Annotated in this window: 18 protein-coding genes; 7 read left to right on the top strand and 11 right to left on the bottom strand. The window is 30.7% G+C overall.

Annotated features, from left to right (window positions below; genetic code table 11):
- Positions 1–360 precede the first annotated feature (360 nt).
- The 5 genes from K354_RS13680 to K354_RS0100135 form a co-directional block, all read right to left on the bottom strand.
- Positions 361–1,587: an MFS transporter gene (locus K354_RS13680; protein WP_037939927.1), complete on the bottom strand. Its 1,227-nt coding sequence runs from the start codon at positions 1,585–1,587 to the stop codon at positions 361–363.
- Between the two features lie 114 nt (positions 1,588–1,701).
- Positions 1,702–3,006, bottom strand: coding sequence for a DEAD/DEAH box helicase (locus tag K354_RS0100150; RefSeq protein WP_024953488.1), 1,305 nt, complete (start codon positions 3,004–3,006; stop codon positions 1,702–1,704).
- A 117-nt stretch (positions 3,007–3,123) separates the two neighbouring features.
- Positions 3,124–3,636: an ester cyclase gene (locus K354_RS14500; RefSeq protein WP_024953487.1), complete on the bottom strand. Its 513-nt coding sequence runs from the start codon at positions 3,634–3,636 to the stop codon at positions 3,124–3,126.
- Between the two features lie 160 nt (positions 3,637–3,796).
- Positions 3,797–5,134 carry an OprD family outer membrane porin gene (locus K354_RS0100140; protein WP_024953486.1) on the bottom strand — a complete coding sequence of 446 codons (1,338 nt, stop codon included), beginning with the start codon at positions 5,132–5,134 and terminating at the stop codon, positions 3,797–3,799.
- A 124-nt stretch (positions 5,135–5,258) separates the two neighbouring features.
- Entirely contained in the window at positions 5,259–6,179 is a 921-nt protein-coding gene (locus K354_RS0100135; RefSeq protein WP_024953485.1) for a LysR family transcriptional regulator, read from the bottom strand.
- 153 nt (positions 6,180–6,332) lie between these two features.
- On the opposite strand from K354_RS0100135, the gene K354_RS0100130 reads away from it, so the two are divergent.
- The 4 genes from K354_RS0100130 (at position 6,333) to K354_RS0100115 (ending at position 9,874) form a co-directional block, all read left to right on the top strand.
- Positions 6,333–7,313 carry an alpha/beta hydrolase gene (locus K354_RS0100130; protein ID WP_024953484.1) on the top strand — a complete coding sequence of 327 codons (981 nt, stop codon included), beginning with the start codon at positions 6,333–6,335 and terminating at the stop codon, positions 7,311–7,313.
- A 191-nt stretch (positions 7,314–7,504) separates the two neighbouring features.
- Positions 7,505–8,437 carry a lactate/malate family dehydrogenase gene (locus tag K354_RS0100125; RefSeq protein WP_024953483.1) on the top strand — a complete coding sequence of 311 codons (933 nt, stop codon included), beginning with the start codon at positions 7,505–7,507 and terminating at the stop codon, positions 8,435–8,437.
- A gap of 91 nt (positions 8,438–8,528) precedes the next feature.
- Positions 8,529–9,392, top strand: a complete 864-nt coding sequence (locus K354_RS0100120) for an MBL fold metallo-hydrolase (RefSeq protein ID WP_084607283.1) — start codon at positions 8,529–8,531, stop codon at positions 9,390–9,392.
- A gap of 56 nt (positions 9,393–9,448) precedes the next feature.
- The gene (locus K354_RS0100115; RefSeq protein WP_051505368.1) at positions 9,449–9,874 is read left to right on the top strand and encodes a MarR family winged helix-turn-helix transcriptional regulator; all 426 of its coding nucleotides are present in this window, start codon (positions 9,449–9,451) and stop codon (positions 9,872–9,874) included.
- Between the two features lie 52 nt (positions 9,875–9,926).
- Here K354_RS0100115 and K354_RS0100110 read toward each other — a convergent pair whose 3' ends face one another.
- The 4 genes from K354_RS0100110 to K354_RS0100095 form a co-directional block, all read right to left on the bottom strand.
- Positions 9,927–10,502, bottom strand: coding sequence for a YceI family protein (locus tag K354_RS0100110; protein WP_024953480.1), 576 nt, complete (start codon positions 10,500–10,502; stop codon positions 9,927–9,929).
- A 110-nt stretch (positions 10,503–10,612) separates the two neighbouring features.
- A complete protein-coding gene (locus K354_RS0100105) occupies positions 10,613–10,906 on the bottom strand; it encodes a hypothetical protein (RefSeq protein ID WP_024953479.1) in 294 nt (97 codons plus the stop codon).
- A 145-nt stretch (positions 10,907–11,051) separates the two neighbouring features.
- Positions 11,052–11,915 (bottom strand): DMT family transporter, encoded by an 864-nt coding sequence (locus tag K354_RS0100100; RefSeq protein WP_024953478.1) that lies wholly within the window; start codon positions 11,913–11,915, stop codon positions 11,052–11,054.
- Between the two features lie 43 nt (positions 11,916–11,958).
- Positions 11,959–12,870 carry a 1,4-dihydroxy-2-naphthoate polyprenyltransferase gene (locus K354_RS0100095; RefSeq protein ID WP_024953477.1) on the bottom strand — a complete coding sequence of 304 codons (912 nt, stop codon included), beginning with the start codon at positions 12,868–12,870 and terminating at the stop codon, positions 11,959–11,961.
- 119 nt (positions 12,871–12,989) lie between these two features.
- Here K354_RS0100095 and K354_RS0100090 point away from each other — a divergent pair, with 119 nt between their 5' ends.
- Both K354_RS0100090 and dgt read left to right on the top strand, forming a co-directional pair.
- Entirely contained in the window at positions 12,990–14,138 is a 1,149-nt protein-coding gene (locus K354_RS0100090) for a nicotinate phosphoribosyltransferase (RefSeq protein WP_024953476.1), read from the top strand.
- Positions 14,139–14,221: 83 nt separating this feature from the next.
- Positions 14,222–15,667 carry a dGTPase gene (gene dgt, locus K354_RS0100085; protein ID WP_024953475.1) on the top strand — a complete coding sequence of 482 codons (1,446 nt, stop codon included), beginning with the start codon at positions 14,222–14,224 and terminating at the stop codon, positions 15,665–15,667.
- An 8-nt stretch (positions 15,668–15,675) separates the two neighbouring features.
- Here dgt and K354_RS0100080 read toward each other — a convergent pair whose 3' ends face one another.
- Complete coding sequence (locus tag K354_RS0100080) at positions 15,676–16,365, bottom strand: response regulator (RefSeq protein WP_024953474.1); 690 nt, start codon at positions 16,363–16,365, stop codon at positions 15,676–15,678.
- On the bottom strand, positions 16,358–18,202 hold the full coding sequence (locus K354_RS0100075) for a 7TM diverse intracellular signaling domain-containing protein (RefSeq protein WP_024953473.1): 1,845 nt from the start codon (positions 18,200–18,202) through the stop codon (positions 16,358–16,360). The genes K354_RS0100080 and K354_RS0100075 overlap by 8 nt, the downstream gene beginning before the upstream one ends.
- A 347-nt stretch (positions 18,203–18,549) precedes the next feature.
- On the opposite strand from K354_RS0100075, the gene K354_RS0100070 reads away from it, so the two are divergent.
- Positions 18,550–19,989, top strand: coding sequence for an SLC13 family permease (locus tag K354_RS0100070; RefSeq protein ID WP_024953472.1), 1,440 nt, complete (start codon positions 18,550–18,552; stop codon positions 19,987–19,989).
- The last annotated feature ends 26 nt before the right edge of the window (positions 19,990–20,015 follow it).

Raw genomic sequence — 20,015 nt, 5'->3', positions numbered from 1 at the left:
ATAGACGGCGATAACGCTCATCTACAAGCGTTTGCTAGTAGGCACACACCCACATACTTTGGAAATCCCTTCTTTCAGACGTAAAAACGTCTTTATACCCCAATACTAGAATCATGTTTTTATGCCATTTTGTAGATACATTGATTCATTACGCATATACCATTGTTCAGCACCTCCGTAAGCTGACTATGAGGTAACTTTTTTCCAATAACCCTCTAAACTTTTAAATTATTGTGTGACTAGTTTACATGCAGTAAAATTTAAAAGGATAGACTCTAAGACAGAGTATATAAGAAGTATGTAGCATGAGTATAGCTTACAAAATATCAGCTTATAATTGGCGATACTTTACATGTAAAGCTATTCTGCATCTTGCCTTGGGTCTAGCTGAGGGAGTTCTGCTCCTGAAACGACTGGTACATTGACATATTCACTCATATCATCATCAGGAACTTTCTCTTTAGAAAGAGCGTAAAAAGCCAAGAAAATATTGAGTATAAAAAACATGATAAACATACTGTGCTCAAAGTAAGTCGATAAAATACCTATGAGTAAAGGGGAAAGAAAAGAACCTATGCTATTAGTAAAAAGGAGTGTTCGAGTAATCTCTACAATATCTTTGTTTTCATCAACAACATCATTTGCTCTAGCAAGACTTAAAGGATAAATAGAAAAAATAGTCATACCCAATGAAAACCCACATACATAAGTGAGCATAATAGAAGAGCTAGAAAAAATAAAAAGAAGAGAGGAAAAAGCTGTAAAAAAAGCACTAGAGGATATCACTTTACGTCTACCGTATTTATCCGAGAGTTTACCTATGGGCCATTGAGAAATCAATCCTCCACACAATGTTATAATCATAAAATATGATACAACTTCAAGGGAGTCAAATTTACTCAAGATATAAATAGGAAACATGGTGAAAAATCCACTAACAAAAATCCCACCAAGAAAGCTTCCTGTTACAGCCAAAGGAACAACAGAATAGATTTTAGGAAAACTATATCTTTCAAAGGGTTCTAAAAAAGGTTCTTTGATTTTGGTTAATGAAATAACGATAATAGAGCAAAGAATAAGCGCTGAACCAATTGTAAAAAGATGTTGTTTAAGGTTGTCTCCTAAGTTTAAAAAAAGTTGTCCAACAGCAGTTGAAAGATAAAAAGTAATACTATAAATTGCTAAAACAGTTCCCCTAGATTCTGGAGAGCTTTTTTCATTGAGCCAACTCTCAAGAATAATCAATAAGGCATAAAAGGCAAAACCAGAAAAAAATCGTAAAAGTGCCCATAACATTTCATTGAAAAAAACTGCATGCATTAAAAAAGCAACAACCATAACAGAGGCAAATGTAGCAAAACTTCGTATATGCCCGACGTTAGTAATAATTTTTTGGCTAAAAATAGAAGCTAGAATAGAACCTAAATAAAAGCAAGCATTGATAACACCTATACTAGCATTAGTAGTTCCTGACTCTTTAAGATAGATACCTATGAAAGTAAAAATGATTCCATACCCTAATGCCAAAAAAGATATGGCAAGGAATAAAGGCGAAATGGCACGAATAGAAAAAGTGTTATGAGTCATCGACAACCTTTCTTTCTGTTATGATTTTGCATTCTATCACAATTTTAAAATGATAAAGGATACTAGTAATTTTTTGGGATATTGTTCAAAATTAAAGGGGAGAATCCCCTTTTTTTACTTTTTCTTTCTTTTTCTAAGCGTTGCCTTTTTTTGAGCATTTCTGTCGTTTGCTTTTTTCTTTCTCATGCCCGCTACATTGTTGGCAGTTTTACTTCTTTTTTCTTGGCTTCGCTCTATTTTTCCTCTAAGCGTGTGTTTTCTCGCTTCTTTTTCTACCCAGTCTTTTGGCTCAAATCCTTCAAAAAATTCTACTTTAAGCCCATATTTGAGTAGTCTTTCTATATCTTTTAAAACACTTTTTTCTTCTTTACAAACTAAAGAGATAGCTTCACCTTCATTTCCTGCACGTCCGGTTCTTCCTATACGGTGAATGTAGTCTTCAGCATCTCCCGGAAGTTCATAGTTAATAACATGAGGGAGTTCTTCAATGTCAAGACCACGGGATGCAATATCTGTTGCTACGAGTACACGAATAGTTCCAGCTTTAAAATCTTTAAGTGCTTTAGTACGTTTAGAATGAGCTTTATCACCATGTAAGATTAATGTTTTTAAACCACTATCTTCAAGATATGCACCTACTTCGTCTGCACTTTTTTTCGTTTTTGTAAAAACCAATACTTGATGCCAGTTGCGTGAGCCTATCATGTATGATAAAAGTGCTGATTTTTTATTTTCGTCACATACATAGATAGTTTGTCTCACTTTTTTTGCTAAATCACCTTGATTGTTGATATCGATTTTTACTGGTTTTATCACAGTTAACTCAGAAAATCTTTTTAGAGATTTGTTATGCTCAACAGAAAAAAGTAATGTTTGACGTTTTTTTGGAAGCATATTTGAAAGAGTTACAATTTCTTCCCAAAATCCCATATCTAAAATCCTATCTGATTCATCAAATACGACTATTTCTACATGTGAAAGATCTACATTATCTTGTTTAATATGCTCTAATAAACGCCCGGGTGTTGCTACTAAAATATCAATACCACGTTCAAGTTTTTTAGTTTGTGGAGTAAATTTAACACCACCATAAACTGCACAACTTTTTAAATTGTAGTTTTTCCCATAAGCTTCAATACTTTTTCCAACTTGTGCTGCAAGCTCTCTTGTAGGTACTAAAACAAGGGATCTTATAACTCTTATTGTTTTTTCTTTAATCTCTTTTTTAGACAATAACTGCAAAATAGGAAGTGCATATGCTGCTGTTTTACCTGTTCCTGTTTGTGCTGTTGCCATGATATCTTTTCCATCTAATACTAAAGGGATAACTTTTTTTTGCACAGGTGTTGCTTTTGTATAGCCTAACTCATTCACAGCAGTACAGATTTCAGGCGTTAAGCCTAGTGTTTCAAACGACATAAATATTTCCTTATTCTACTTCTTGTTTTTATCGTATTGTATCTAAAAACTATGCAAAATTATGCCGTTATTATTACATGTAAAAGTAGGTGAGTGTAAAACCCACCTTTTGAGTTGTTATTTTTTAGCTTTTTTAAATGGTTTAACAATACCTAATTGTTTAAATGCTGTACGATAGTCTTCAATATGGTATGTTTTAACTACTTTACCATTTTTGATCGTATGCATATCAATACTCATGATTTTAAAACTTTTACCTTTTTTTACAGGTGATGTGATAAAAACTGGACCAGCTACAGTACCACTTCCTTCACCTCTTACAATGATAGTGTTACCAGACATTTTAGTATCTATAATATCCCATTTTAGGTTTGGTACCATTTTACGAAATACATTTCCCAAGAATCCAGTAGTTTGTTTAAAAGTACGATAATCCTTTTCTCCATTTCCATAATAAGACTTCCAATCTTTATCAAATGAAGGTTGAACTTCCTTCGCACTGACTTTGCCACTTAAAAATTGGTAGAAGGGTGTAACAATTTTGAGAGCTTCTTGTTTTGTAATATTGCCAGCTTGAAGTGTTCCAGCTACTAAAGTAGCAACGAGAAGAGAACGGAGTATAGTTTTCATAATAATTCCTTTTGAGGTATTATATACCTAATATAAATTTATTATTCTTATTATAGTAGATGTCTAATTAAAGTCAAGATTTTTGAGTCTAAATAGAGGAAGGGCATTCCAATAAATTTTATTGGAATGCGTGTAATTTTTATTTTAAGGATGCAAATAGTTAAAATCTATATCTTGCTCTAAATCTTAGTTCGTCTCTTTGATTTATATCTTCTGAATTTTGTTCTTGTGTCATAGATTCATAGTGTAGCTCAAAACTTAGACCTTTTACTGAAGGAACATTATAATTTGCAGTAAATACATACGAAGTAGATTCTATGTCACTAAAATCTTGCTCTGCATAACCATACATGATTCCACTTTTAAAGCCTTTCCAACCAATAGTATTAAAATCATATGTAAGACCAATTATATAAGAATCCGTGTCTTTTGCAATTTCATTGATAGGACCTCCAATTTCAGTTCCAGTATAAACCATTCCGCCATTACCAAAGCTATCGATTACACCATCATCTTCAGAAGTTGTACCATATGCGATTTGAGCTCCAAAACCTTTATAGTCTTTTATACTAGCTCTTATACCAAAGTAATAACCACTAAGATCAATAGCATTTAATTCACCACCCATATGTGATCCAACATACATTGTATCAAGACCAAATCTATAACCATCCATAGGTATAGTATATAATGCTTCTGCATAATAAAGGTCAATATCACCTTTTGCCATTACACCACTAGGAGTATAATTAGTTAGAGTTTCTACATCATTAATTCTTACATAGTTACCAACTAATACTGTATTTGGGATTGATTTATTAATTGCACCAAGAGTATATGCACCATCAAACGGCACAGCTTTAACTATAGTAAGAGGATTTGAAAAAACAATTTTTTTCTCAAACTTAGAAATACTACTATCTATATTTGCTATAGACTTTAATTCATTCCCAGCAACTGTTGTTCTTGCTTGAAATTTTGAAATATATCCAGCTAATAATACCGTTTGAGGTACTTCCATACTCGTTACCATAGCACCTTCAAATGACTCTTCAATCATACGAGATCTACTACCTCTAACAAGGGGTGTATATCTTCCTATCCCTTGGCGACCTACTTTAATATTTGTTTTATTTAAATTGTACTCAAGATATGCTTCTGATAGTACAGCACCAGAACCATACATATCGCCACCAAATTGATTTTTTGCATCATCATCAGCAAATGGTGCATAGCTTGATTGAAAAGTAGTACCAAGTTTAAAACCATGATAAGAATCTGTTTTATATCCTAATTTAACCCCTGTAACAAGAATTGAAGCAGCTAAATCAACATCACGGCTAGGTTGATCAACATCTAAATCAAAATAATAAGCCTTAAGCTCACCAGTCACTTTACCATTAGTAAATGCATCACGCAAAGAATCACTTGCCAAACCGCTTGTAGTTGCCATACTACAACAAATTAATGCTGCAAGACTACATCTTATCTTTTTCATAAGTCCCCTTTTTTATTTAGTTAATATATTTAATATCAACTTAAGAATTAGAGAATTGTACTTGAATATACTCACATATGTCAAATAGTATAATATATATGAAAGTCATAATAAAATAGATATGTTATTTTTCTTTTTTAGATAATATTCTTTTTGAAACTGTAAGGAATTCTTTTACTATCTTAGGGAGATATTTTCCTTTTCTATATGCCATAACCATCTGTTTTAATGTATGCTTTTCATCAATTTGGAAAAGTGTAATTTTATCTGCAAAATCATTACGAATTATTTCAGGTAAGGTAAAACAGATACCCATACCAGATGCTACTATAGCATTTGCAACGTCCATAGATTGAGTGGTACAAAATATTTTAGGCTCAAACCCAGCATCTATAAAAGGTTTGTCAAGCTGAAGATGAATTTGTTGTGGTTTTTCAGGAAGAACAAATTGTTCATCTTTGAGTAATTTTAAAGATATGTAAGGATATAAATTATTACTATTTTTTTTTATTTTTTTAGCTAAAGGGTGTTTAATTGGGAGTGCTAATAGCATACGCTTCTCTTCTACTACTTGATAGTCTAGGTTTTCCAAAGAACCTAATAACGGGAGTATACCAAGGTCAATATCTCCATTTAGTATTAAAGATTCTATTTCTTTTGGAGCTTTGCATTCTTTAACTTTTATTTCAATATTTGGAAATTTTTTATGAAAAATTGGCAATACTTTTGGAATAAAATCAGCACCTGCTTGTGTTATTCCAATGACAATTTTTCCAGATCTAATACCATTATAATCATCTAATTCTAAAGTCATATCATCATATATATCTAATATTTTTTTAGCTTTTTCACAAAAAGCCTCACCTACATTAGTTAATTTTACAGGTGTGATTGCTCTATCAAATAAGAGTATTCCCATTTGACTTTCTATGTGAGAGATATACTGACTTAGATATGGTTGAGAAACACCAAGTTTTTGTGCTGCTTTGGTAAAACTTTGTTCTTTTACTACTTGTAATATGAATTGTAATTGTTTAATATTCATCATAATACCTTTTCAAATTTTATTCTATAGTATAACAAAATAATTATAATAATTATATATATTATACTATTTGACTTATGTATAATTCTATTGTATCATAAATTATTCAGTTAATAAATATATATTAACTATAATTAAGTTTAAAGGATTTACATGACAAATTTTTCTAAGTTTGTAGGTGCTATATTAGTAACCTCTCTTGTTCATTTAACGGCAGGATCTCTTAAAACAACAGATCACAAAAATACACATGTGATTGATGTTGAGATAAAAAGACCTCAACTTGATGTTCTTTCTAATTTGGTTTATTCACAACCAAAAATCTATGGTTATGAAAATACACCATTAGAGATGAATATTATGATACCTAAGGGTTCAAAAAAACCATTACCAACGCTTCTTTTTATACCAGGAGGTGCTTTTGTATCAGCTAATATAAATAAAAATTTTCAACTTAAAGTTGATATTGCCGAAGCTGGTTATGCTGTTGCAAGTATTTCGTACCGTGTAGTACCAACTGCTATTTTCCCAGCACCACTTGTTGATGCTAAATCAGCTGTACGTTTTTTACGTGCAAATGCAAAACGTTTTAATATAGATCCAGATAACATTGCTGTTATGGGTAGTTCAGCTGGTGGATTATTTGCTGCAATGACAGGGCTTACTGGTGATTTGAAAGAGTTTGATAAAGGTGATAACTTAGATCAACGTAGTGATGTAAAAGCAGTTGTTGATCTTTTTGGTGCTTCAGATTTAACAAAGATTGGTTATGGTGCACCTAAATTTATTCAAGACTTACACTTTGATGCATCTTCTCCAGAGTCTGTATTAGTTAATGGTATGGCTCTTGTTCAAAGAACAAATGGTGGGATATTAACAAATCCTGAAAGAGCAGCAAAAACTAATCCAATAAATTATATTACAAAAGAGAGTCCTCCTTTCTTAGTAATGGTAGGTGATGCAGATAGACGTGTTGCTGCAAATCAATCAGAGTTATTACATGATGCTTTACTTGAAAAAGGAGTAGATTCTACACTCTATATTCTTAAAGGTGCAGGTCATGGTAATCTTCCATGGGAACAAACAGATGTTTCTAACATTATTGTAAAGTTTTTAGATAAAAATTTAAAATAATTATCGGTTTCCCTAAAGTATACACTTTAGGGAAATTATTTCCTTATAATAGTTGATACTAAAACATAGTATTAAACAAACACTATCTCAATTACTTTTTTATTACAATAAATACAGCACAGATGGTTATATTTTCACCATACAAGAACAATTTAGAGTGTTATAATTTTCTAAAAGATTAAGGATTATATATGCGTGTTGGAATTGTTGGTGCAGGTGGTGTTGGAGTAGAGCTTGTAAACTATTTACTTACACTTGGCAATATGAGTGAAATTGTTTTAGTCAATCGTAATGTTGAAAAAGCTTTAGGCGAAGTAGCTGATTTTTCATTTGTTGAATCATTTACATATGCAAGCAATACACATTTACATGTAGGAGATTATGTTGATTGTGCAAGATGTGATGTTATTGTGATTACTGCTGGTATTACAGTAAAAGAAGGACAACCTAGAGAAGAACTTTTAGGAGAAAATTCTGTTTTGATTCAGAAAATCATTCGTGAACTGCATCGCTATGCACCCCAAGCTATTATTCTTATGGTGACCAATCCTGTTGATGTACTTACCCATGTTGCTTACAAAGAAGGGTTATACCCAAGATCAAGACTTCTTAGTGTAGGAACACTTGTTGATACAGCGCGATTTATGAAAATTGTGAGTAAAAAGGTGGGTATCGATCCTAAAAATATAATAGGATATGTTTTAGGAGAACATGGCAAAGGAAGTATACTGCCATGGAGTATATGCAATATTTGTGGTTTAGATGTAGATACATTTTGTGAACTTAATGGCTTAGAAAAGCTTGATAGAGAGCAAATTTTTAATGATGTTATCAATGCTGGTTATTCAGTTTTTTCTCAAAAAGGTAATACAAATCATAGTACAGCAGCAAGTGTATTTCGTATAATTAGAGCTATTGCAAATGATGAACATTCTGTATTACCATTGGGGATTTATCTAGAGGGTGAATATGGTTTACACAATGTTGTAGTCAATGTTCCTGTTGTTGTTACACGCAAAGGAGCAAGTAAAATTCTTAAGTATAAATTACTCCCAGAAGAGCTTAAGTCTTTACACAATAGTGCAAAAAATATGCAATATATGGCAGATGATATTTTAAGTTAAAAACTCTATTTTTTATTGACTTTATTACACTAATATTGTAGACTTTAGAATATAGTACGTGTACGTACTAAATTTTTTAAAGGATATTTTTATGAATAGATTTATAAAAGTAATTATAGTTGCAACTTTTTGTGCATTACCATTTTTATCACAACCTCTTATGGCAGGAAAACCACCAGCACATATTATGGCATTTCTTATGAATAATACACCATTGAAACCAACAAAGGTTTTTGATAATGTATATTGTATTGGTAGTGTAAGTGTTACTACTTGGGCAATTAAAACATCAGAAGGTATTATTCTTATAGATTCTATGTGGGATGATAATGATGCTAAGATGATTGAAAAAGGTATGATAGAACTTGGTTTAGATCCAAAAGATTTAAAATATATTTTAGTCTCTCATGGCCATGGTGATCATTATGGTGGAGCAAAATATCTAGCCGATAAATATCATGCAAAAGTGGCAATGACTAAAGTAGATACTGATTTTATGAATACATTAAATAAAGGACCAAATGGACCTCGTTCACCTAAAGCTCCTGTAAGTATGTTTTTAAAAGATGGAGATGTAGTTACATTAGGTGATAGATCGGTAAAAATTCTTGTAACTCCAGGTCATACACCAGGAGGTATGTCTTTTATATTTCCAGTTATGAATGATGGTGAAAAACATAATGCTATTTTATGGGGTGGTACAGGAATTCCAAGAGATATGAAGAGCAAATTGGCATATAAAAAATCTGTTGAGCATTTTATAACTGAGGCTAAAAAAGTAAATGCAGATGTTTCTTTGACAGCTCATCTATTTATAGGTTCAGGATTTGATGATTTAAAAGCAGCTGGAATTAGAAAAAAAGGTGAAAAAAATCCTTTTATTCTTGGTAAAGATGGAATACAAAAGTATTATACACAAATGCGTGAATCTATCAATAAAGCAATCAATAACTAAACTGTTATCAATATATACCCATATATCTTGGATATATGGGTAAAAAGGATATGCCCATGAACTCCATAGGATACGATATTTGTCGCACAGCTAGAGAAATTCATCAGCATCTTAGTTTTAAATTTAAAAATTATGATGTGACTCCTGAACAATGGGTTGTTTTAAAAGAGTTATTTGAAGAAGATAAGATTTCTCAAAAAGAACTATCACTAAGAGTAGACAAAGACCCTAATACTATAAAAGCTATTGTTGATAAGCTAGAAAAAAAAGGTTATGTTAATCGCCAAAAAAATCCTAGTGATCAAAGGGCTTTTTTACTTACTTTAACTAGAAGTGCTTTTGAGTTAATAAAGCAGCTTGACCCATTAGATGAAAATATGATTGCTAATATAAGTGAGAATTTTACAGAAGAAGATTTAAAAATCTTTAGAACTATGTTGTCAAAAGTAAATAGAAATTTGAAAAATATTTGTGATAAATAAGCCCTCAAAATTATGAGGGCTTTACATGTAACGATAATTTTACAACGTAGTTTTACATCTTTTTCTTTTCAATACCTTCTAGCTCAATAATCAGTTTGATCTCGTTAGAAACAATAGCCCCACCTGTTTCAAGAAGTTTATTCCAGTTGAGTCCATAATCTAATCTATTAATTTTGCCTTCTAAAACAAAACCAATACGTTTATTACTTTTTGGTCCAATTATAGTCCCTACATCATCTATTTCAAGTTTGATATTTTTTGTTATACCTTTGATTGTTAAATCTCCCCAAAGGTGATTGCCATCTACTTTTGTAGAAACAAAGGTCATTTTAGGGAATTTTTTTGCATCAAAAAAATCAGGACTTTTTAAATGCTTATCTCGTTTTTCATTGTCTGTATCAATAGAGGCAACATTAATTGTTCCTTTTAGGGCTTTAAGTTGTTTTTTCATATAGTCAAACTCTATACTTCCATCGAACATGTCGAAATTACCATTGACTGATGAAACCAAAAGATGTTTTGCTTTAAAACCTACATTTGTATGTGCTTTATCGAGCATAAAACTCTCTGCAAATGTACTGCTAACGAGTACAATAGTACTCAATAGGAAAACTTTCAATAAACTCATAGTAATACTCCTTATTAAAATATTAAGATATTGTATAATAAAAATATGTAGTTAATGTTTAGTGATTCTATGTAATCCATAGTAATAAATCTATAAGCCATCCAATCTTTTTAAGCACTATTTGCAGTGCTTACTAATTCTAAGTCAGAATGGAGTATCCAAAACGAATTTTTTTCTTCATTATGGTACGATAGATTGTACTTATCAACTTCATCACCAAATTGAACGAGTAGTTGCAATTCACTTTCACTAAAAGCAAGATGGGCAATCTCTCTTTTTCTAAGTACTTTACCACAGTGATTTATCAATTTCCAATAATTTTGTTTTACACCTACTTCATTAATAGAAGTTTTTGTTCCCAAAAATGACTTGACTTTAACATAATCATTGCGTAAAAAATTCATTAACATTTCCTTTTATATTAAGAAGACAGATCTTCATAAACCACTGTTTACAAAGATCTACTTCAATATAGTGTAGTATCGAAGGAGGATTATATCTATGTAGTATTAGTTAAGTGTAAGTTCTGTATTTTATGAATAAATTTTTTTATTTACTAAGCCTATATTGCTTTATAAAAAAATGATGTAACCACAATGAGAAGGCTATGATAATACTCCCTAAGCCTAGTAAAAGATAATTGGTCGGTTTTTCCCAAATAAGAAGGTTAACAATAAGCCCTGCTGGCACTAAAGCATTATTCATGATAGCAAGTACTCCAGCATCAACTTCACAGGCACCTTTGTTCCATAAAAAATACCCTAAGCCAGAAGCGACAACACCTAGCCAGATTAAAACACACCATTGTATAAGTGAAGGGGAAATCTTTTGAGGATTAGCAAAAAAGATAAAGGCTATAATGCTTACACATAAAGCTCCAAAATAAAAATATCCAAATATATCACGTTGTTTAATATTTGAGTGCGATTCCATCACTTTTTTATACGAACTTTGTCCAATAGCAAAACAGATATTTGCTCCTTGTACCATTAAAAAGCCAGTGATAAATTCTGAATTAATATTATGGTATCTTAAAATGTATGTTCCTAAAACTGCTATGTTAGTACTTATTAAGTATAAAGGTTTGAATTGTTTTTTTAATGCATCATAAAATAATGTCACGTAGATGGGTGTAAAAATAGTAAAAAGAAGAACTTCCGGAACACTAAGAAATAAAAAAGATTGGTAAAAGAAAAGGTACATCAAGCCTATTTGTATACTACCGATGAGTAACATTTTAATCTTTAATTCTGTTGGAATAGCGCGAAATTTGGTAAATGGTAAAAAGATTAGTGAAGCAAGTATTATACGTACTAATACTGCAAAATAGCTATCTACATGCCCTGCTAAAAATTCACCAATAAAACTAAATGAAAATGCCCATATTATTGTTATTATTATCAAGTATTGCATATATATCCTTTTAAAAATTAAGTTTTATGTACTAAATATACCGTTAAATTATACGTTCTAATACAAGTCCTACAAATAAAAGTAGTCCAAAAAGAGTGGAGAGTTGAGCTGTTGCACGCATAGCTGGCATCAATACTATTGCACTTGCTTTGATTTTAAATTTATTAATTGCTTGCAGGGCTTTTGGAAGACTAAAAAAGACTACTAAAACCCAAAAAGAAACAATTTTTAACATAACTAAGCAAACAAGCCAAAGATAAGCTGTAATAATAACGCTACTAAATACTTGTACTGCTCGTTTATGCCCTAATATGATTGGTAAGGTTCGTCGTCCTTTTTCTTGGTCATTATCTAAGTCACGAATGTTATTTGCCATATTAATAGCACCTACTAAAAAACCAATTGGTAAAGAAATAAGTACAGCACGTATACTAAGGGTATCAGTTTGAATATAAAAAGAAATCCAAAGAATAAAAAGCCCCATAAAAAGGCCTGAAACGATTTCACCAAAAGGAGTATATGCAATAGGTCTTGGACCACCTGAATAAAGGTAACCTATAGCCATACAAATAATGCCAGCAAGTCCTACCCACCAATTAGTGTTAACACAAATGTAAAGTCCTATAAGAAGAGAGATGAAACATAATAATTTAGCTAAGTTAGAAATGGTTCTAGGTTGAAATCCATCACGTACAATGCTACCACCAATACCAACTGAATCAGCAGTATCCAGACCTCGTTTAAAATCGAAGTATTCGTTAAAAAGATTGGTTGCAATTTGAATAAGTACTGAGGCTATGAGCATTGCTAAAAAAAGATTCCATTGTATTGTATTAGTGTTTTCTAATGCTAAGATACTTCCTAAGATAACAGGTATAAATGAAGCAGTTAGGGTATGAGGTCGAATCATTCGCCACCATTTAATTAGTGTATATTGTTTTGTGTTATTTATCATTCTTATTTCTTTCTAAAGTCATATATTTCAAAGAAGATTTTAAGACCCATTTTTTACTTTTTAAGCCGTAGTATAGCAAAATGAGTATATAAATATAGAATGAAAAAACAAGGAGCTTTATGCAAAAGAGTACATTATCTAATGTTACAGATGTCTCAGCGTGGACTGATAAATATTTTTCCAATACAAAAATTCTCATTGAACACTTTGGTGATAAGCAAGTTACCTATGCTTTTTTTTTACGACGCCCTGTCCTTTCAGCAATACGCTTAGCTGAAGAGTGGATTCAAACACAAGCAGCGTATCGCAGTATAGACATTACTATTGAAAAGATGCATAAAGAAGGTGAATGGGTTGGCTCTGGAGAGCCTTTAATGTACTTAAGTGGTTCTTTTGCTTTTATTGTCGAATTAGAAACACTTATTTTACAAAAATTAGGTTCGGCATGTATTGCAGCTTATAATGCTTATGAGATGTGCCAAACACTTCCTCAAGTCTCTTTTTTAGCTATGGATGCACGCCACTGTGCCGGAACAGAAATGGCTGAAATAATGGCTTATGGTGCTTCTGTTGGCTCAGTAGCTGCACAACAGAATCTTGGGGCGGTAGGATTTATTGGTAATGCTACGGATGCAACAGCCCATTTTTTTGGTAAAGAGAAAGGATTGGGTACTGTTCCTCATGCTTTTATTGGATATGCTGGCTCAACGCTTAAAGCAGCTCAAATGTTTCATGAATGTTTTCCTGAGGAAAATCTTCCTATTTTAGCTGATTATTTTGGTTGTGAAATTACTGATACATTAGAGGTTTGTGATGCTTTTTCTGACTTAGCTAAGCAAGGAAAAATTAGTGTACGTCTTGATACTCATGGAGGACGTTTTTTAGAAGGACTGGATACACAAAAAAGTTATCAAGTTTTAGAAAGACATGCCCCTGATGTAATGCTCGAATACCGTACAAAAACTCAACTTCATGACCTTATTGGTATGGGAGTTTCTGCTGCTGCTTTATGGAGTATGCGTGAGGCACTAGATAACGCAGGTTTCCCTAAAGTACGTATTATTGCTTCATCTGGATTTAGTGCACAAAAGTGTCTTTCTATGGCATGTGCAAAAGCCCCAATCGATATTATTGGCACAGGATCATTTTTACCTGAGAGATGGAGTGAAACATATGCAACAGCAGATATTATCGCTTATGATAATAAGCCAATGGTTAAAGTTGGACGAGAATTTTTATTTAAAAAGCATGCTAAATCAGTTGTTTAAGCATTGTATTTGATGAAAGTAATATAAAATTTTTAAAATGTTAACATATCAAGTAAAAATTAGAATATACAAAGAGAAGATTGATGATTGATTATACTAAAAAATTTACCTTAGATAGAGAGTTTTACCCCGCAACAAATATAGAAGTTTCTATAGAGAGTGATAGAGGTCGTATTCTTTCTGCTCCAGCTTTAAGACGTCTTCAAAAACGTACACAAGTTTTTGCACTTGAGCTTAATGCTTCTATTCGTACAAGACTTACTCATTCTTTGGAAGTATCACAAAATGCTCGTTTTATTGCTAAAACAATTTTTACAAAACTTAAAAAAGAAGGTTTAGAAAAGTATAAACTTGAAGAGTTAGAAAATGCTTTTGTATCAACAGCGGAAATGACAAGTTTACTTCACGATATAGGCAATCCTCCTTTTGGGCATTTTGCAGAGCAAACTATAAATAAATGGATGAAAGATAATGCTGTAAGTATTTTAAATAACTATACATGTACTACCAAAAAGACCAAAGAACTTAAAGAAGAACTAAGCAAAGATATATGTAACTACGATGGAAATGCACAGGCCTTAAGAGTTATAACCAAGCTTCAAAGACTCAATCTTTCTTATACGCAGATACTCTCAGTTTTAAAGTATACTAGAGGTGCGTATGAAGATAAACCTTTTGAAGATGATGCATTAGATTATTTAAAGAAAAAACCAGGGTTTTATTATAGTGAAAAAAAGTTTATACAAAAGATTCAAAAAGCTCTATATGTAAAGAGTGGATGTAGGTTTCCTATCACATATATTATGGAAGCAGCTGATGATATATCGTACTTAACAGCCGATTTAGAAGACTCAGTAGAGAAGGGTATACTGAGCCTTGATGAGGTGTATAACTTAATAAAAAAAGAGTGTGAAAAAGAGGATGAAAATTATCTGTTAGAAGTGATACAAAAAAGATATGAACAAGCAAAAAAAGATGAAGAGCCGTATCAATTTAATATGTTTTTTACTTTGATTCGTGCAAATCTTGTGAATTCTTTAGTGAAGCACGTAGTTGATATTTATATAGATAATCATGAGTCTATTTTCAATGGAGAGTTCAATTCTGCTTTATTAGAGTATGATAAAACAAGTAAATATTATAAAGCTATCAAGATTTTACAAAACATATCTGTAAAGTACATTTATCAAAATAGACATGTTCAAACTTTAGAGCTTCAAGGTTATTCTATCATCAATGGTTTACTAGATATATATAAACCACTTTTATCTCTTACATGTAAAGACTTTAAAAAACTTATAGAAGATAAAAAAATAGAGTGTTTTATTGCTATGAGACTTATAAAAAGGATTTCATCAAAGCAGATTGTGGCTTACAAAAAGGATGTAGAAAAATTAAATAAAGAAGATATAGAAGCCTATGAAATGCTAGAGTGGTATTATAGAGTGAGGCTTGTTATAGATTATATTAGTGGTATGACAGATGATTATGCTTTAGATGAGTATAAAACACTCTTAGCGCTAAAGTAGGTAATTAATTAGTAAAGAGGAACTAATCTTAATCCTGTAGAGTGTACAGTTTCAATGAGTTTGTATTCTAATTTTGTTCTTAATCTATAAATAAGTGTTCTTAGTGTGCTATTTGAGACTATATTTTCAGGCCATAGCATATTTTCTAACGTTTCAATAGAGACTAAAGTTCCTTTTGCTTGAATCAGTATATTGAGTAGTTCAGTCTCTTTTTGAGTAAGTTTTATTAGCATAGTATTATAATAAAGTGCATTGTTTTCTAAATCAAAATAGTAGTTAAACCCTAAATTTTTACAATTGGTTGATATGACTTCCTGACTTGATTGGTTGATTTTATATATACTTAAAAGAAGGGCAGATTTTAACTCTTTTCTTTTAAAAGGTTTATGAAGATAATTTACTGGATTTGTTTCAATAGCTCTTTGTATAGTATCGTCATCTGCAAATGCTGTAAGGTATATAACAGGGATAGTTTCTATCTTTTGCATATCTTTAGCGAGCTCTATTCCATCTTTGCTATTTTCTAGATGAATATCAGTGAGTAAGATATCTGGTCTATTTTTTTTTATACTTTGCATAGCATCATCATAGTTAGTTACCATATCTGTTACTTGAAAATTTAAATTTATGAGGGCATTTTTTATATCAAGTGCTACTATACTTTCATCTTCTACTACAAGTATTTTGGCTTTACTCATTGTCTTCCCATGTTATCCTTACTTTTACGCCATCTTTTGAATCGACGGTTATATTTCCTTTTATCTGTCTTTTGACTAAAGTATCTACTAGAATGTTTCCTAAAGAATTTGTAGGCATAGATTGATTATAGCCTATACCATCATCACTGATAGATAAGTCATATGTGTTTTTATTTTTTTTCAAACTAATATATATATTTCCTTTTTGATTAGGAAAAGCGTATTTTAAAGAATTTGTTATGAGTTCATTAAGGATAAGACCACAGTAAATGGCTTGTTCATTTTTCAGTTTGGTTTGTATATCTATATGTATATTGACTTCATTTTCATAACTCTCTTCAATCCCTTCAATAATAAGTTCAAAATACTCATAAGCATTTACATAAGCTATGGTTTCATTTTCATATAAAAGTTCATGTAAATGACTGATTGATTTTATTCTGTTTTGTATTGTAGTGAGTACATCTTTTAATTTTTCATCTTTAATTTTATCTTTTTGTAGTCTTATGAGCGAAACTATAGTTTGCATATTATTTTTGACTCTATGATTTAACTCTTTTAAAAGAAGTTGTTTTTCATCTAATGCTATTTTTAAGTCTCTAGTTTTTTCTTCTACTTGCATAAAGAGTCTTCTTCTTTCATTGACTTGTTGATCAAAAAGCTTTTGATTTGCTTTTTCTTTATCGGCTTGGAGTTGTTTTATTCTATCTGCTAAAGCAATGGAAAATATAACGGCTTCAAAAACAAGTGAAACTTCTATATAGTATGGGATATATTGATATATACTAAACATTCCTACGCTAGATAACAGCATAAATAAAATAGCTATAAATATAGCAGACCAACCAATTAAAATAAAATAAGCTTGTCTATTTTTTTTAAAAACAGCATAAATAGTTATAAATATTAAATATGAAAGCACTAAAACAGGCATAATATTTCTATATTTGTTAAATTCATTTGTCAACGTAAATACTAATGTAGTAAAAGGAAGTAAAATAATCAAGAGAGTTAATAATTTATCGAGAATAGGATACTGTTTAGTTCTTAAAAAAGTTTTTGTAAAAAGAACTAACCAAAAAATTGGTAAAGCAGCGGCAAATGCAGCATTATTAACTATATGTATAATCCAAGTTTGGTTGAGTATATAGATATGTACAACACCTACATAAAGACCATGGTGAATAACAACACCAACAACATATAAAAAATAAAAAAGATAACTTATATCTTTAGTAAAGAAAAATATAAATAGATTATAAAAACCAAGTATCATCATAGCACCAAAAAAAAGTGCCAAAATAAATTGATGTTTTACTTCTGTTTGATAAAAACTTGTACTATCCCACATATTAATGTTAATAATAAGCGTAGTTATGTATGAAGAGGCTTTTAAATAATAAGTTTTAGTTTCATGTGGTTTTATCAATATGTGAAAGATAGGATTGAGTGTTCTTCTTTTTGTATTTATAGTAAAAAGACCATCTTTTTGGACTACAAAGTTTTTATCAGGATCATAAAATTCTATATGTGTTGTAAGGGGGTTTTTGTATTCTACTATTTTGTGAATTGTTTTTTTTGAGTTGTTTGTAAGGGAAAATTGTATCCAAACGTCAAAATTTGGGGAAAAACCAAAGCTTAAAATATTTTGTTTATTTTTTTTAAAAGGAATATCGTTTTTTAAAATATTATTTATTGTTAAAGTTTGACTTTTATCTATGTAAATTTTAGAGTATGGTAGTATATTCGTAAGTTTTACATGATTACTCATATATAAAGGTTGAGCATAAAGAACAGTTGTATAAAATATTAATATAAGTATTTTAAAAAATCTCACAAATCCCCTTCTTCTTGATTATTATACATCATAAAAAATAGTATTATCTTAAATCTCACTCATGAATCATAATGTATATATAAAATAATAAATATTGTTATAATAAATTTAATAAAGGATTATGTATGGATAAATATTATATATGAGTTTACGTTATCACATTAAACTATTAATTTCAGGTGTATTTATTGTTTAGTATTCGCATCTGTATCTTCTTTTTCTTATGAAAAAAAGAGTTTGTAATCTTATGTTATTATAAAAATAGTAATTATTTAATATAGATTAAGTATTTAATTAGCTATAATCTCACGCGCAAAAAAACTAGCAGACAATAGAAAAAGGTCATTATGATAAATAAAAATCGAAAGATTATAAACAATAGACTAAAAATGACAGTAAAGAGTTCACTGAGTAAATTTCTGATTTCTTTATTTATTGCATATTTTATTGCTTTTATGCCAGATTATGTAGGCTTGAGTGTACAAGCTTCTTATATGCTTTTTATTATGGTTTTTTCTGCCTTGTTATGGATGAGTGAAGCTGTTCCAGCTTTTGCTGTCTCTTTTTTAATTATTGCATTAGAAATTCTTTTTTTAGGATTTCATGATTTTGATTTTAGTAGTGGTTCAAAAGAGTGGACGTATTTTTTAAAATCTTGGTCATCTCCTTTAATATTTTTATTTCTTTCAGGTTTTATTTTAGCTATTGCTGCATCAAAAACAAAACTAGATTTATGGCTTGCAAAAAAGGCTCTGTTTTATTTTGGTAATAAACCAAAAAATATTCTTTCAGGGCTTATGCTTGTTACTTTTGTTTTATCTATGTTTGTTTCTAACACTGCAACAACGGCTATGATGATGACACTGTTAATTCCTATACTAAAAAACATGAAAAAAGATAATCCTTTTCAAAAGGGAATTTTACTTGCAGTTGTAGTATCAGCAAATATTGGAGGTATGGGAACTATTATAGGTACTCCTCCAAATGCAATTGCTGTAGGTATATTAGGAGATGATGCTCCTTCTTTTGTATCATGGATGATGATAGCTTTACCTCCTGCAATACTAATAGTTTTGGTTTTAAGGTTTGTTATATTAAAAGTTTATCCATCTAATGAAGATATTATAGATATTAGTAAAGTTAAACATGTAAAACATTATGATGATTCAACGACAGAATTCACCACAGTTCCGAAAATTCCAAGTTGGAAAAAAGTCTTAGTTATTGTTACAGCTTCTACAACCATTTTACTTTGGTTAACAGGACCTTTTCATCATATTCCACTTACTGTTGTCTCTTTGTTGCCTATAGTTGTTTTTACTCTTTTTGGTTTGATTGATAAAGAAGATATAAGTTCTATTAGATGGGATGTTATTATACTTATTATTGGGGGTCTTTCAATTGGTGCTGGAGTAAGTAAAACAGGACTTGATGGTTGGTTGGGCACACAAATAAATTTAGAAGGTTTAAGCATCTATATTATTGTATCAATATTTGCTGCTATTATAGTATTGGTTTCAAACTTTATGAGTAATACTGCAGCAACAAATATCATGTTACCTTTAGTTATAGCACTTGTAAGTACTTTAGGAGATAGTGTTATATCTTTTATGGTGATTTCTGTTGCTTTATGTGCATCATGTGCTATGATACTTCCAGTCTCCACACCACCTAATGCTATAGCTTTTTCTTCTGGGAAACTCTTTACAAAAGATTTTTTATTGATTGGTTTGATAGCGGGTATTGCTGGTCCAGCTATTATATTGACTTGTTTGAGTTTTTTTTAGGGGATACTTTATAATATCTTTTACAT

Origin of the sequence: Sulfurospirillum arcachonense DSM 9755 (assembly GCF_000597725.1) — a bacterium.
GTDB classification, from domain to species: domain Bacteria; phylum Campylobacterota; class Campylobacteria; order Campylobacterales; family Sulfurospirillaceae; genus Sulfurospirillum_A; species Sulfurospirillum_A arcachonense.
The sequence above is the reverse complement of the archived record's forward strand: the minus strand, read 5'-3'. Positions and strand labels throughout refer to the sequence as shown.